The following is a 13,402-nucleotide window of genomic DNA, read 5'->3' as shown; positions in this document are numbered from 1 at the left end:
CGGACGGCCGACCTCGTCGTGGTCGGCTCGCGTGGCCTCGGCGGATTCGCCTCGGCCGTGCTGGGTTCGGTCAGCCACGGCATCCTGCATCACGCACACTGCCCCGTGGCCGTCGTACGGCCCCGATGACCACGTCATTGTCCTAGATGAGGACACGCTCGTCGGGCAGGGGGACGACCGCCTGCCAGCCGAGGTCGGCCTGGATATGATCGCGCAGCGCGGCCGCGGCATCTGGTTCTCCGTGCACCACGTACGTGTGACCGCCGGCGGCCGGGCCGCAGTGGACAACCAGGCAAGGACGCCGTCCGCGTCAGCGTGCACAGAGAAGCCCGGAAGGTCGACGACTTCCGCGCGAACGGGCACGTAATGGCCGTGGATCTTGATCGAGGTGGCTCCGTCGACCAGATCGCGAGCGCGGGTGCCCGCTGCGGCGAATCCGACGACCAGCACTGCCATCCGCTGATCCGGGAGAAAATGACGAAGGTGGTGCAAGATACGGCCGCCGGCCGCCATGCCCGAGGCCGAGATGACAACGCACGGCCGCTCAGGGGCGTTGACGCTCTTGGACTGCTCGGCCGTACGCAGTTCGTAGACCCAGCTCGGATCCAGGACATCGCGCGACAGACTGGGACGCAACTCGCCGGAGTGGGCGGAGATCGCCTCCAGATAGACGTCGCGGGCGGCCAAACCCATGGGGCTGTCCACATACACGGGAACCTGTGGGATGCGGCCGGACAGGCGCAGTTCGCGAAGCCAGTAGAGGATCACCTCGGTGCGGTCTACCACGAACGCGGGGATGAGCACAGAGCCGCCGCGCTCGACGGTTCTGGAGATGGCGCGGGCCATGTCGGTCAACGTCGTGGCATCGTTGTGGCGCCGATTGCCGTAGGTGGACTCCACCAGCAGGGTGCCAGCGCCCTCGAACGGCTCGGGCGCTTTGAGCAGCGGGTGAACCGAGCGCCCCAGGTCGCCGGCGTGCACGATGGTCCGGCCGTCGTCAAGCGTCAGTTCGCTCCATGACGAACCTAGGATGTGCCCGGCTCTTCGCAGGCGTAGCCGGGCGCCGGGCAGGCCGACGGGCTGGCCGTGCTCTACCGAGACGATCAGCCCGAGGGCGCGGCTGACGTCCTTGTCGTCGTACAGGGGCAACGCCGGATCGTGCCTGGACCAGCCGTGGGCATTGGCGTGCTCGGCTTCCTCGGCCATGAGCCCGGCACTGTCGCGCAGCACGATGGCGGCCAGTTGCGCTGTACGCGGCGTCGTGTAGACGGGACCGGCGAAGCCTTGACGCACGAGTGCGGGCAGGTAGCCGCAGTGGTGGCTGAGCACGACGGCCGAGATCGACGGCGGAGAGACAGGGAAGGACGCCCAGTTCCTACACCGAAACTCCCGCCGCCCCTGAAACAGGCCGCAGTCAAGGAGCACGCGGCCACCGTAGGGCGTCTCCAGCAGGAACTTGCTGCCCGTGACGGTGCCGACGCCACCGAGGACGGTCAGATTCGACGGCCCATGCCAGAGCCTTCCCTCGCGGCCGAAGTTCCTGGTCCGGGACTTTGGACACCCACGTGAGGGACGTTTGCCGCTTCCCCCCTCACTCCACGAGACGCATCTTGGAGGGAGAAGGAGAGGAGGCTGCCATGTCGATCGAAGTCAGGGATGTGATGGGCCGGGTCGCCATCGCGGTGAGCCTGGAGGCGACGTTCACCGACATTGTGGCGGCCATGAAGCGGTACGCCGTGGGTGCCGTCACCGTCATCGACAGCGACCGGCGGCCGGTTGGCGTGGTCTCCGGAGACGACCTGCTACTCAAGGAGACGGACACCGCACGCCGCAGCGCGACGGTCCTCACTGGGAAGAGAGCCCGCCAGGAGCGAAGGAAGGCGGCCGGCCGGACCGCGGTCGAGCTCATGACCTCCCCGGCGATCACCGTCACGCCGGGAACAACTGTCAGAGACGCGGCACGGTTGATGCGCGAGCAGCGGATAAAGCAGCTGCCCGTGATAGACCCGGTCACCGGGCGCGTCATCGGAACGCTGCATCAGGCCGACGTGCTGCGGGTCTTCAGTCGCCCGGCGGTCGACCTGGAGCGGGACATCAGGAACGCGATCGAGGAACCGGAAGGTTTCCGGATCGACATCAACCAAGGCATCGTACGGGTCGGAGGAACGGTCGAGTGGACCTCTCAGGCGGTCCGCCTGGTGGAGCAGGTCCTCGCCGTCGAAGGCGTCGTCGACGTCATCTCCGAACTGACTCCGGAGAAGGACGACCTCGTGTTCGTGCCCCCGCTGTTCTGAGGTGCGCTGAGACAGGATTTCTGTGTTACATCCGGCTTCCGAGCCGCTCACATCTGAGCACCGACGAAGTACGGCAGCGATGCGTAACGGTAGCGACGTGATTACCTGATACTGGACGTATCAGGAGCCTGTGGGACAAGAGGGTCGCAGTGATGCGGAGCGAGATCCGGACCCTCTACCCACATCACCTTCTGTGTTCGAGCAACCGGCCATCACGCGCCACCGCCCCAGCTGCGCCCACATGGTCTGAACGGTCGCCGCTGGCCGTGCCACCCGCCCGAACACCTCCTGGACAACCTTGAACCCCAGACGCTGCCGCGCCTGAGTACAGTAATCGCCCCGCGCGTTGGCGCCCAGGCGATCGCGAGCTCACGTGCCGGGTGCTCACGTGGCCCGTCGTTGTCACCTCGTCGGTCGCGGTGCTCGGCGACGACGGCCGCTATCACCTGCTCCTAGGCCAGCACTACGTCTGCGCCAAGCCGGAAGAAGCCGCCGCCCCCGGCCCTGCCGCACGACCAGTGGTGCAAGTGGTGGAGCGCAGACGGTCAGGGCTACGGCCCCGCGAGAGCGCAAGGAGTAGGGCAGCTATCGGAGGAGTGCGGCTGGCCGGGCTGGGTCAGCTGGACTGCTGGTGCCAGCGCTCCAGCAGACTGGGGATCTCACCGAGCAGGAACTCGTAGAAGGCGTGCATCTGGGCCAGGCGCTGATGGGCGGGATCGCTGCTTTCGGTGGCGGCGATCCCGGCGACCGCGGCCTGGAGCATGGCCTGAATGACGGTGTTCTGGCTGGTGAACAGGGTGGCCCAGGCATCGTCGCGGAGCCGGTAGTGCTCGCGGCGGCTGCCGGGGGCGGGCAGACGTTCGATCAGGCCGACCGTCAGCAGAGATTTGATGGCGCCGGAGACCGAGCCCGCGCTGGCCTCCAGCCGCATCGCGATCTCGCCAGCGGTGACGCTCGGCTGGTCGGTGAACAGGAAGACCGCCAGGGTGCGCGCGGCCATGCGCTGCAGCCCGCCCTCGGTCAGGGTCAGGGCCAGCCGTTCGGCCGCGCGCCACTGTTCGTGCCTGTCGTTCACGTGTGCCTCCTTGCGGGAGACATAGTATCGAACACGCCGACTCTTCAGTAATTTCTGAAATTTCGGTATAGTGCTCGCATCGGCCTCTCCACGGGGAGGACACGATGGTGTGCCGGGAAGCCTGGTCGGCGATGTGACATCTCATTCAGCGTCGACAGGAAGTTGATCGGCCATGACCCTGCTCAGCCGTTTATACGGCGTGCGGCCTGCCCTGCTTCACCGAGTGCGTGTCCGGCGGAACGTGGAGATTCCGGCCGCCGACGGTGTGCGGCTGCTGGCCACGCACTACTACCCGGCGGGTCAGCGCCGGCCGCCGCTGGTGCTGCTGCGCAGCCCGTATGGTCGCGGCAACGTACTGGACCAGCTGCCGAAGCTGCTGGCCGAGCGCGGCTACCAGGTGCTGTATCAGAGCCTGCGCGGCACGGCCGGATCCCAGGGGCGTTTCGATGGCTTCGTCGTCGACCCGGCGGACGCCGACGGCACGCTGAGCTGGCTGCGCGCCCAGCCGTGGTTCGGCGGCGAGCTGGCCACGTGGGGCGCCAGCTACCTCGGCTACGCGCAGTGGGAGCTGGCCGCCCGGGACATCCCGGAATGGAAGATCGCGCTCATCCAGGACGCGCCGTCCAGCTTCGCCGAAGGCTTCATGTACCCAGGCGGAGCGTTCGCGACGGGTAACGCGCTCGGCTGGGTCCAGCTGGTGGACCGGATGTTCACCGGCGGCTACGGCATCTCCCGTCAGCTGGCCGGCATGATCGGCGCCGCGCGCCGGCTGCGGCACGCCACGCTCACCCTCCCGCTGCAGGAGGCCGATCGGGCGCTGACCGGGCACCCGGTGCCCTGGTTTCGGGAATGGGTCCGCCATGCTCCCGGCGAGCAGTACTGGGCGAGCACCGACCACCGCGCCAACACCGCCCGCATGCCGCCGCTGGTGCACCTGCAGGGCGGCTGGCACGACTTCTTCCTCCCGGGCATGCTGGCCGACTACGCCGCCCTGGTCGCCGCCGGGCGGAGTGTGCGGCTGCTGGTCGGGCCCTGGGGGCACGGCCGCGGGCTCTACACCCGCGAAGGGCTGACCGACGCGCTCGCAATGCTGGACGCCGCGCTGCTCGGACGGCAGGCGCCCTCGGGCGTGCGGCTCTTCGTCACCGGCGCGGGCCGCTGGATCGACGTGCCCGCCTGGCCGCCCGCGCACGAGGCGATACCCTGGTTCCTGCGCCCGGACGGCGGGCTCAGCCGTACCCCACACGACGGCCAGGCGGCGCCCAGCCGCTACCGCTACGACCCCGCGGATCCCACCCCTACCGTCGGCGGGACGCAGGTGGGCACGTCGGCGGGGGCCAAGGACAACCGCGCCATCGAGGCCAGAGCCGACGTGCTCACCTTCACCACCGCGCCCCTGACCGAAGACGTCGAGGCCGTCGGCCCGGTCCGCGTCCGCCTGCACACGTGTTCCTCCAATCCGCACGCCGACTACTTCGCCCGGTTGTGCGACGTGGACGCGCGCGGCCGATCGGTCAACGTGTGCGACGGCATCGTCCGGCTGCGAGAACCAGGCGACATCCGGGCGGCCGACATCGCCCTATGGCCGATGGCCCACCGCTTCCGGCGCGGCCACCGCATCCGGCTGCAGGTCTCCAGCGGCGCCCACCCGCGCTTCGGCCGTAACCCCGGCACCGGCGAACCGCTCGCGACCGGTACGAACCTGCGCTCCTCGGAGCACGAGATCTTCCACGACCACCAACACCCCTCAGCCCTCTGGCTACCCCTAACTCCAGGAGCATCGTGAAACTACTTGTTCTCGGCGGCACCCACCACGTGGGCCGCGCCATCGTGGAGACCGCGCTGGAGCGCGGCGACGAGGTGAGCACGCTCAACCGCGGCCTCAGCCGCGACCCCGCGCCCGGCGTGCGGGCGCTACTTGCCGACCGCACCGACCCCGAGTCCGTACGGCGGGCACTGGGTGATGAGGAGTGGGACGCGGTCATCGACACCTGGGCCTGGGCGCCGCGAGTGGTGCGAGACAGCGCCCGCTTGCTGTCCGATCGCGTAGGGCACTACGGGTACGTCTCCAGCCGCGGCGTACACCGCTGGCCCTGGCCCGCGGGCGCCGACGAGCAGGCGCCCCTGGTCGACGGCGACCCCGGCAGCACGGACGGCGCCGACTACGCCGCCGCCAAGCGCGGCGGCGAACTGGCGGTCACCGAGTCCTTCCCCGGGGCGGCGTTGCTGGCCAGGGCCGGGATGATCCTCGGCCCGTATGAGGACGTCGGCCGCATCCCGTGGTGGCTGCGCCGCCTGGAAAAGGGCGTGCGGGTCCTCGCCCCCGCCCCGGCCGAGACGCCCCTGCAGTACCTCGACGTCCGGGACCTGGCCGTCTGGATGCTCCAGTCCGCCGAACGCGGCCTGAGCGGCGCCTTCACCGTGACCGGCCCGCCGGGCGCGATCACCCTCGGCGATCTGCTCACCACGGCGCTGGAGGTCACCGGCTTCGACACCGAACTGGTGTGGGTGCCGTCGGAACTGCTTATGCGGCACGGCCTGCCGCTCGGCATGGAGCTCGGGCTGCGGCTGCCCGACGGCAGCGCACCGAGCGGCATGCACGACGCCGACGTCAGCGCCGCCTTGGCCGAAGGCCTCACCACGCGCCCGCTGCGCGAGACCCTCGCCGACACCTGGACCTGGCTCCAGTCCGAAGGCGACCCGGCACCCCGCGCGGACGCGCCCTCCCCTGACACCTGGCTCGACGCCGCCGCGGAACAGCGGCTGCTCGACCAACTCTCCCACTAAGGAAGCACCACTTCTCATGCGCGCCATCATCATCGGGGCCGGCATCGCCGGCCTGGCCACCGCCCTGCGCCTGCGCCAGATCGGCTGGGACACCCTCATCGTCGAACGCGCGCCCACCCGCCGTGGCGGTGGGTACGCGGTCACCTTCGGCGGCATCGGCTACGACGCCGCCGACCGTATGGGCATCCTGGACCCCCTGCGCAAGCGGTCCTTCGTCACCGAAGAGCTCGTCTACCACAAGAGCGACGGCTCCCGCCGCTTCGCCCTCGACCGCGCCACCATCGCCGCCACCACCGGGCCGCGCTCGATCACCATCCTGCGCGGCGACCTCGAAGCCGTCCTGTACGAGGAGGTCCGCGACCACACCGAGATCCGCTTCGCCACCACCGTCACCGCCATCGACCAGGACGAGCACGCGGTCCACGCCACCCTCAGCGACGGCCGCGTCGAGCACGCCGACCTGCTCATCGGCGCCGACGGCCTGCACTCGGCCACCCGCGCCCTGGTCTTCGGCCCAGAGGAGGACTACCGGCTCGACCTGGATCACCAGGTCGCCGTCTACATGCTCGACCAGCGTCCGGCCGCCATCACGCCCGGCACCACCGGCACCCTGTCCTCCGGCGGGCGCACCGTAGCGGTCATCAGCCTCGGCGACGGCCGCAACGTCGCCTTCTTCGGCTACCGCACCGACCGCGCCACTCCGGGTGAGGACCCACGCGCGGCACTGCTCCGGGTCTACGGCGACATCGGCTGGGTGGTCCCGCAGGTGCTCGCGGGCATGGAGCGAGCCGACTCGATCTACTTCGACACCATCAGCCAGATGGTCGTGGATCGGTGGAGCCGCGGCCGGGTGGTACTGCTCGGCGACGCGGCCTGGTGCGTCACCCTGTTCGCCGGGTACGGCTCCGCGTTGGCCGTCGGCGGCGCCGACCTCCTCGGCACCGCACTGGCCGCCCAGCCGGGCGACATCGGCGCGGCGTTGAGCAGCTGGGAGGCCGGGCTACGCCCCGAGGTGACCAAGAAGCAGAAGCTCGGCAGACGCGTCAAAGGCGTCTACGCCCCCGCCAACCCCCTGCTGCTGTGGCTGAGCCTGCTACCGCTGCGCCTGGCCACGCTGGGCCCGGTGCGCCGTTATATGACGCGCCGTTTCATCAAAGGCTGAGCACATCGCGTGGCCAGGTAGGCCGGCGGGCTACATTCCAGGCAACTGAAGGGACCCGCGCCTCTGGTGGGGCGCGGGTGTCGGTGAGCCGGGAAGCGTGGTCGGCCCGCGATCTTCAGAGATCGCGGAGCTTGGAGGCTGCTTCCCGAAGCGTTCGACCACGATCCTTCTCGGCTGCGGCGTCGCCGCGGGTGTGCTCGTCCCGGTGCTGATCCTGCTCGACGGCGCCACCCGGCCCGCTACAGCCTCTGGCAACACGGCGCCAGCCATCTCGGCACCGGCGAGCGCGGCTGGCTGCAAACGGCCATTTTCGTGATCGGCGGGCTCCTGCTGCTCGCCTTCGCGGCCGGGCTGCGCCGCGCACTGCATCCCAGCCGTGCCGCCGACATGATCTTGCAAGGCGCCCTGCTCACCCAGGCGCTGTTCATGCTCATCACCCAGCATTGACCACGGCAAGAGGGGGCGCCTGATGGACAGCGCAGCGGGACCGGTCATCGAGGTGGCCAGCCTGACCAAGCGCTACAAGGACGTCCTCGCCGTCGACGATGTCGACCTGACCGTGGAAGCGGGCCAGATCTACGCCCTGCACGGACTCAACGGCGCTGGCAAGACGACGCTGATCCGCATGCTGCTCGGCATGATCGCCCCCACCGGCGGATCGGCGCGGGTGCTCGGCACGGCCGTCTCGACCGGACAGCGTTCGGCGTGGTCCCGCACCGGCTACTTGGTCGAAGCCCTGGCCACCTACCCGGAGCTGACCGTGCGCGAGAACCTGCACTTGCTCGCTCGCCTCCGACGCTTGAAGCGCGCACGCCAGCACGTCGAGGACATCATCGAGCCTCTGGCACTCACCCCCTACGCCGGGCGGCGCGCCCGCCCCCTGTCCCTGGGCAATCTGCAGCGCCTGGCCCTGGCCAAAGCCCTCATCCACGGCCCCGACCTGCTCATCCTCGACGACCCCGTCAACGGCCTGGATCCCGCCGGCGTGGTGGAGATCCGCACCCTGCTGACCGGCCTGGCCCGCGAGCGCGGCACCACCGTGCTGATCTCGAGCCACCTCCTGAGCGAAGTAGGCCGCCTGAGCGGCCGCATCGGCATCCTGCACCAGGGCCGGCTGCAGGCCGAACACGACGCCGACAGCCTGGACGCGCACCGGCGCCGCCACCTGAAGGTGACGACCCGCGACGACGCGACAGCCCACCGGGTGCTGCGCGGCCACGGCTACCACCCCGAATCCGGCCTGCTGCTGGCCGACGAACGCGCCCTGGCACGGATCGCCAAATCCAGGCGGCTCGCGCCGAGCAGGCGGGTCACAGGTAGCGCAACCATAGGTAAGGCGTCACCAGAGCCACCGTGATGAAGGTGACGATGAGGCCGTACTTGGTGAACTCCCAGAAGCTGATCGGGGTGCGGTTACGGGCGGCGATGCCGATGACGACCACGTTGGCTGCGGCGCCGACGGCGGTTGCGTTGCCGCCGAGGTCAGCGCCGAAGGCCAGCGCCCACCACAGCACCTGCGCCTGCTCGTTGCCGCCGCTCGCCTGCACCAGCTCCGCGACGATGGGGCTCATGGTGGCGACGTACGGAATGTTGTCCACGATGGCCGACAATCCGGCCGAGGCCCACAGCAGCACCATCGTGGTCAGTCCGAGCTGTCCCGCCGTCGCCTCCACCGCCAGGCGCGACACCTCGCCGATCACTCCGGTCTCGACCAGCGCGCCGACCATGACGAACAGCCCCATGAAGAAGACCAGGGTGGGCCACTCGACCTCGGCGATGGCCTGCTCGGTGGTCACCTTGGTCGCGGCTACCAGGATGCCTGCGCCGAGGATTGCCACCACCGACGGTTCGTAGTGCAGCACCGGGTGCAGCACGAAGGCGGCCATCACCAGGGCGAGCACGGCCAGACTCTGCCACAGCAGCCGTCGGTCGGCGATCGCCTCGCGCTCGTCGAGCTGCATGATGTCGGCGGCGCGCTCAGCGTCGTAGACGAAGGACTTGCGGAACAGGATCCGGCACAGGCCGATGAAAACAGCCAGCAAAACGATGACCATCGGCGCCATGTGGATCAGGAAGTCGTTGAACGACAGGCCGCCGCGGCTGGCGATGATGATGTTGGGCGGGTCGCCGACCAGCGTGGCGGCGCCGCCGATGTTGGAGGCTATCACCTGGGCGATCAGGTACGGCACGACGGGCAGGGCCAGTCGTTCGCATACCAGGAAGGTGACCGGCGCGATCAGCAGCACGGTGGTGACGTTGTCGAGCAGTGCGGAGGCGATGGCGGTGATCACCACCAGTAGCACCATGAGCCGATACGGCCTGCCGCGTGCTCGCTTGGCCGCCCAGATCGCCAGGTACTCGAAGATGCCGGTCTGCTTGAGCACCCCGACGATCACCATCATGCCCAGGAGCAGGAAGATGACGTTCCAGTCGACGCCGCTCTCCTTGGAGAAGAACGCCGCTTCGGCGTTGCTGGCGTGGATCAGCAGCATGATCCCGGCGCCGCCCAGGGCGGCGGCGACCCGGTGGATGCGTTCGGTGGCGATCAGCGCGTAGGCGCCGAGAAAGACCGCGACCGACAGCCAGGCCAGCGCGCTCATGGCGCCAGGAGCCCGTCCACGAGCGCCTGCAGGGTAACCGCGCCCAGCAGGCGGTCCCCGCTCACCACCGCCACCAGCGGGCTGTGCGTGCGCGCCATCAGCGCGGCCAACTCCAGTACGGTCGCCTCGGGGTCGGTGACCGGCAGCTCACGCCTCTCGACGGGCAAGGCTTCGCGCACAGTCCGGCCGGCCAGCGAGGTCAGGAAGACATCAGCGTGCTGCTCGTCGACCACGCGGGCCAGCGTGGGATCGTCTTGGCAGTAGCCGGGCACGGCGAGGCGCAGTACCTGCGTGCCCGGCAGGATGCTGGAGGGCAGCCCGCGGTCGTCGACGACGATCAGCCCGGGCAGATCCTGATCGGCCAGTAGCCGGGCAGCCTCAATCACCGGAGTGTCGAAGGTGACGGTGGGGAAGGGTGCGAGCAGGTCGCGAGCACGCATGACGGGCGCCCCCGTTTCATGATCGACGAAAACGACTGCCGACCAGACTTCCCGGCGCACCTGTAAGAAACCTATCAAGGAGCGTTAAGATCGGCTGCGGGTGGCCGCCTATGTCGGCGCCGCAATCCTGGATGCCGACGGCGTCATTCACCAAGGCCGCCGAGCCCACCAAGCCCTTGCCCAGGCAGTTCCACTACGCGCCGTCCCAAACGCGATCACCGATCCAGAGCGAATCATCGACCTGAACATACGCCGACGAGACCGACTCGGAGGAATCCTCCACGAGTACTCACATGCTGCTTGAACTGCACGGATGAGATTCTCGGCAGGCGCACGCCTCACGGAGCATCTCCTCGATCGCGGCCTCCGCGTCCACTGTCCAGGAGGGCGGTTGCGGGATGAAGGGGACATCGTAGGTCCATCGCGACGTGGCGTGCACGAGGCGAAGTGGAGCGCCACGAAACACGGCCTCATCTGCCGCCCACCTGACCGCCTGAAGAGAAGGCGCCGATCCGTCGACGCCCGCGATGATCGCTCTCGTCATGATTGCCCCCTCGCATGGTTCCGCGTCGGAGCATGACGACCTGAACGTCGCCACACCGCGTCGTCTCAGGGCTGACGGCAGGCGGTGTTGTCAAGCTCGCGCAGGGACAGGCATCGCTGTCGCCTTCTCCACCCGAGCAGGTCGTCCCGCTTCCACTAAGCCGTTCTCGACGTGGACGTCCACATGATCGATATCTGCCCACAGGTCCCGGTCGAGAACGTCCTCGCGCACCTCGCGCCCCTTGGGCGTCCTACCGTCCCCCCGTCATTCCACACGCGGAGCGACGTCTCCGATAGGGGCGAAAGTCCCCACGGTTCCGGCGTCCGTCGGAACGCGAGGTATGGCGCGAGGCGTCGGTTCCTGGGCCGGGAGATAACAGACCTTTGGCACTGTTCCTGTCGCCTGGGCTGCGGGTGTGATGGGGGGAGGGGGAGGATGCCATGATTGTGGTGGGAGTAGACGGCTCGCGGGTCGCTCTGGAAGCCGTGGTCTGGGCGGTGCGGGAAGCCGCGATCCGCGATGACACGGTACGCATCGTGTACGCCATCCCGGCCTGGGCCTACGAGATGTGCGAGGGACCCGCCCGGGCTGGCATGAGCCGCCGGATGCGGGACGCCATGCTGGACGTACTGACCGTTGCTGTGCGGCGAGCACGCGTGGAATCGGCTGACGTCGACGTTGATTCGCAGCTGTTGCCGGGTGATCCACCGCTCGTCCTGATCAGAACGTCCAAGGACGCGGAGCTCCTGGTGGTCGGTGATCACACCGGGGGGAACTCCCATGGTCTGCTCGGCTCGGTGGTGCCGGGCGTGTCCAGCCAGGCGACCTGCCCTGTGGCCGTGGTCCATACGGTGCCTGCGCGACCACGCAACGAGGTGGTCGTCGGCGTCGATGGCTCGCCCGGCGCCCAGGCCGCGGTCGAGTTCGCCTTCGCCGAAGCGGCCCTGCGGAAGGCGGAGCTGCACGCCGTCCACGCATGGGACCGCGACACCGCCGGATGCGGTGCCGAAGGAATGCCGGGCCTGACTCAGCAGGCAGCCGTGGAAAGACGCCTGCTGGCAGAGGCGGTCGCGGGCTTCGGCGAGCGCTACCCCGACGTCAAGGTCGTGGAAAGCACGGACCAGGGTCATCCCGTGGAGGTGCTGCGGAAGGCGTCCTCGGCCGCCGGCCTGCTGGTGGTCGGGTCACGCGGGTGGGGTTCAGGTCCCGCGCTCCTCCTCGGATCGGTGAGCCGTATGCTGCTTCAGCGCGTGATCTGTCCGCTGATCGTGGTCGCCACCGCGGACACTGTCTGATCGAAATTCCTATGCCCCCGCTTTGTCAACGGTTTGCGACATGATGGCAGACCCGCGACCGCGGCTTCGCACCTCTTGCCGTAACCCTGGAAAGTAGGAGTTCGGCCAGTCCAATCGCCCCGCTGAGCATCCGGCTCGGACTCCACACGCCGCCTGCGCTGTGTGTGGTCGAGGAGATTCACCATGGAACGTGTCATCGTCGGATTCGACGGCTCCCGCGGGGCAGTCCTGGCCTTGGCATGGGCGGCACATGAGGCCGAGTTGCACGGCGCGGAACTCCTCTCGTTTACCGTCATGCCTCAACGACCGGTGGTCGAGGACGCCCTCCTGAAGGCCATACGGCAGACCCTGCAAGAGACCGGTGACATCCGTCGTGTCAGGTGCCGGCTGGGATACGGCGCGGCCGCGGCCGAGCTGAGCGGTGCGTGCACCGGCAACGACCTGCTGGTCGTCGGGTCTCGGGGGCGCAACCAGTTCACCGGCATGCTGCTGGGCTCGGTCAGCAGGGCGTGCCTGCATCACGCTCCCTGCTCGGTCACCGTCGTCCCCGACCGCCCGCAGCCGCAGCGCGCTTACCATCGGGTCATCGCCGCCGTCGACGGATCGCTCCACGCCCGCTTCGCACTGCGGCAGGCGGCCCAGGAGGCCGCTCTGCGCAGCGCTGACCTCCTCGTGGTCCACGCCGTGTACTGGGACCCCCTAGGCGTCGAGCTGATGTCCCCGAGCAGCGAGCAGCTCCACGCGTGGGGTGAGAAGCTCGTTGCAGGCGAGCTGGCCTTCACCGGCCTGAGCGCGGAGGTCAGCGTTGTCGACGGTCACCCTGCCGACGTCCTGACGCGCCTGAGCTCCGACGCCGACCTGCTCGTCCTCGGCTCACGGGGGCACAACCCGCTGAGCGGTCTGCTTCTGGGTTCCACCAGCGACTATTGTGCCCAGCACGCCGTCTGCCCTGTCATGATCGCCCGATCGCCGCGGACAGATACGTGACCGGCGCCGGGAAACGAACTCCAACCGGGCCGTCGCCACGCAGGGGGCGCATGGCACGCCGCTTGAGTTCGATCACGACCCCGTCGTCGCCGCCGACGATGAGAGGGGCCGCGCCCGGCGTGACCTTTGCCCTCGCCCTCAGGGTCTTTCGCCCCTGTCATGGCAGCTCGCCGGAGGGATGGATAGGAGGTGAAGTATCCGTCGCGGAGAGTCGATGC

14 protein-coding genes and 1 pseudogene are annotated in these 13,402 nt (G+C 69.0%); 9 read left to right on the top strand and 6 right to left on the bottom strand.

Annotated features, from left to right (window positions below; translation table 11 throughout):
- Positions 1-129, top strand: a 129-nt coding sequence (locus ABZ911_RS39160) for a universal stress protein (RefSeq protein ID WP_358068349.1), incomplete at its 5' end; no start/stop codon positions are given.
- Between the two features lie 13 nt (positions 130-142).
- Here the strand turns inward: ABZ911_RS39160 and ABZ911_RS39155 are convergent.
- The gene (locus ABZ911_RS39155) at positions 143-247 is read right to left on the bottom strand and encodes an MBL fold metallo-hydrolase RNA specificity domain-containing protein (protein WP_358068343.1); all 105 of its coding nucleotides are present in this window, start codon (positions 245-247) and stop codon (positions 143-145) included.
- A gap of 32 nt (positions 248-279) precedes the next feature.
- Positions 280-846: pseudogene (locus ABZ911_RS39150) on the bottom strand (MBL fold metallo-hydrolase RNA specificity domain-containing protein); the annotation flags it as partial.
- Positions 847-1,553: 707 nt separating this feature from the next.
- On the opposite strand from ABZ911_RS39150, the gene ABZ911_RS39145 reads away from it, so the two are divergent.
- Positions 1,554-2,294, top strand: coding sequence for a CBS domain-containing protein (locus tag ABZ911_RS39145; RefSeq protein WP_358068340.1), 741 nt, complete (start codon positions 1,554-1,556; stop codon positions 2,292-2,294).
- Between the two features lie 616 nt (positions 2,295-2,910).
- On the opposite strand, the gene ABZ911_RS39140 is transcribed toward ABZ911_RS39145, so the two are convergent.
- Entirely contained in the window at positions 2,911-3,369 is a 459-nt protein-coding gene (locus ABZ911_RS39140; RefSeq protein WP_358068337.1) for a helix-turn-helix domain-containing protein, read from the bottom strand.
- A gap of 223 nt (positions 3,370-3,592) precedes the next feature.
- Here ABZ911_RS39140 and ABZ911_RS39135 point away from each other — a divergent pair, with 223 nt between their 5' ends.
- From ABZ911_RS39135 to ABZ911_RS39115, 5 genes are all read left to right on the top strand, one after another.
- The gene (locus ABZ911_RS39135) at positions 3,593-5,155 is read left to right on the top strand and encodes a CocE/NonD family hydrolase (protein WP_358068334.1); all 1,563 of its coding nucleotides are present in this window, start codon (positions 3,593-3,595) and stop codon (positions 5,153-5,155) included.
- Entirely contained in the window at positions 5,152-6,156 is a 1,005-nt protein-coding gene (locus ABZ911_RS39130; protein WP_358068332.1) for an NAD-dependent epimerase/dehydratase family protein, read from the top strand. Before ABZ911_RS39135 ends, ABZ911_RS39130 begins: the two co-directional genes overlap by 4 nt.
- Before the next feature lie 16 nt (positions 6,157-6,172).
- A complete protein-coding gene (locus ABZ911_RS39125; protein WP_358068329.1) occupies positions 6,173-7,318 on the top strand; it encodes an FAD-dependent oxidoreductase in 1,146 nt (381 codons plus the stop codon).
- A 111-nt stretch (positions 7,319-7,429) separates the two neighbouring features.
- Positions 7,430-7,765, top strand: coding sequence for a DUF998 domain-containing protein (locus ABZ911_RS39120; RefSeq protein WP_358068346.1), 336 nt, complete (start codon positions 7,430-7,432; stop codon positions 7,763-7,765).
- 22 nt (positions 7,766-7,787) lie between these two features.
- The gene (locus tag ABZ911_RS39115; RefSeq protein ID WP_358068326.1) at positions 7,788-8,675 is read left to right on the top strand and encodes an ABC transporter ATP-binding protein; all 888 of its coding nucleotides are present in this window, start codon (positions 7,788-7,790) and stop codon (positions 8,673-8,675) included.
- On the opposite strand, the gene ABZ911_RS39110 is transcribed toward ABZ911_RS39115, so the two are convergent.
- The 3 genes from ABZ911_RS39110 to ABZ911_RS39100 form a co-directional block, all read right to left on the bottom strand.
- Positions 8,629-9,918 (bottom strand): ArsB/NhaD family transporter, encoded by a 1,290-nt coding sequence (locus ABZ911_RS39110; protein WP_358068323.1) that lies wholly within the window; start codon positions 9,916-9,918, stop codon positions 8,629-8,631. The genes ABZ911_RS39115 and ABZ911_RS39110 overlap by 47 nt on opposite strands.
- Positions 9,915-10,358 (bottom strand): CBS domain-containing protein, encoded by a 444-nt coding sequence (locus tag ABZ911_RS39105; protein WP_358068321.1) that lies wholly within the window; start codon positions 10,356-10,358, stop codon positions 9,915-9,917. Before ABZ911_RS39105 ends, ABZ911_RS39110 begins: the two co-directional genes overlap by 4 nt.
- 289 nt (positions 10,359-10,647) lie before the next feature.
- Positions 10,648-10,902, bottom strand: a complete 255-nt coding sequence (locus ABZ911_RS39100) for a universal stress protein (RefSeq protein WP_358068318.1) — start codon at positions 10,900-10,902, stop codon at positions 10,648-10,650.
- Positions 10,903-11,342: 440 nt separating this feature from the next.
- Here ABZ911_RS39100 and ABZ911_RS39095 point away from each other — a divergent pair, with 440 nt between their 5' ends.
- Both ABZ911_RS39095 and ABZ911_RS39090 read left to right on the top strand, forming a co-directional pair.
- A complete protein-coding gene (locus ABZ911_RS39095; RefSeq protein WP_358068315.1) occupies positions 11,343-12,197 on the top strand; it encodes a universal stress protein in 855 nt (284 codons plus the stop codon).
- A 183-nt stretch (positions 12,198-12,380) separates the two neighbouring features.
- A complete protein-coding gene (locus tag ABZ911_RS39090) occupies positions 12,381-13,184 on the top strand; it encodes a universal stress protein (protein WP_358068312.1) in 804 nt (267 codons plus the stop codon).
- The last annotated feature ends 218 nt before the right edge of the window (positions 13,185-13,402 follow it).

Source organism: Nonomuraea sp. NPDC046570, from assembly GCF_040645915.1.
GTDB lineage: Bacteria > Actinomycetota > Actinomycetes > Streptosporangiales > Streptosporangiaceae > Nonomuraea.
This window is presented reverse-complemented; position numbering and strand designations above follow the sequence as displayed.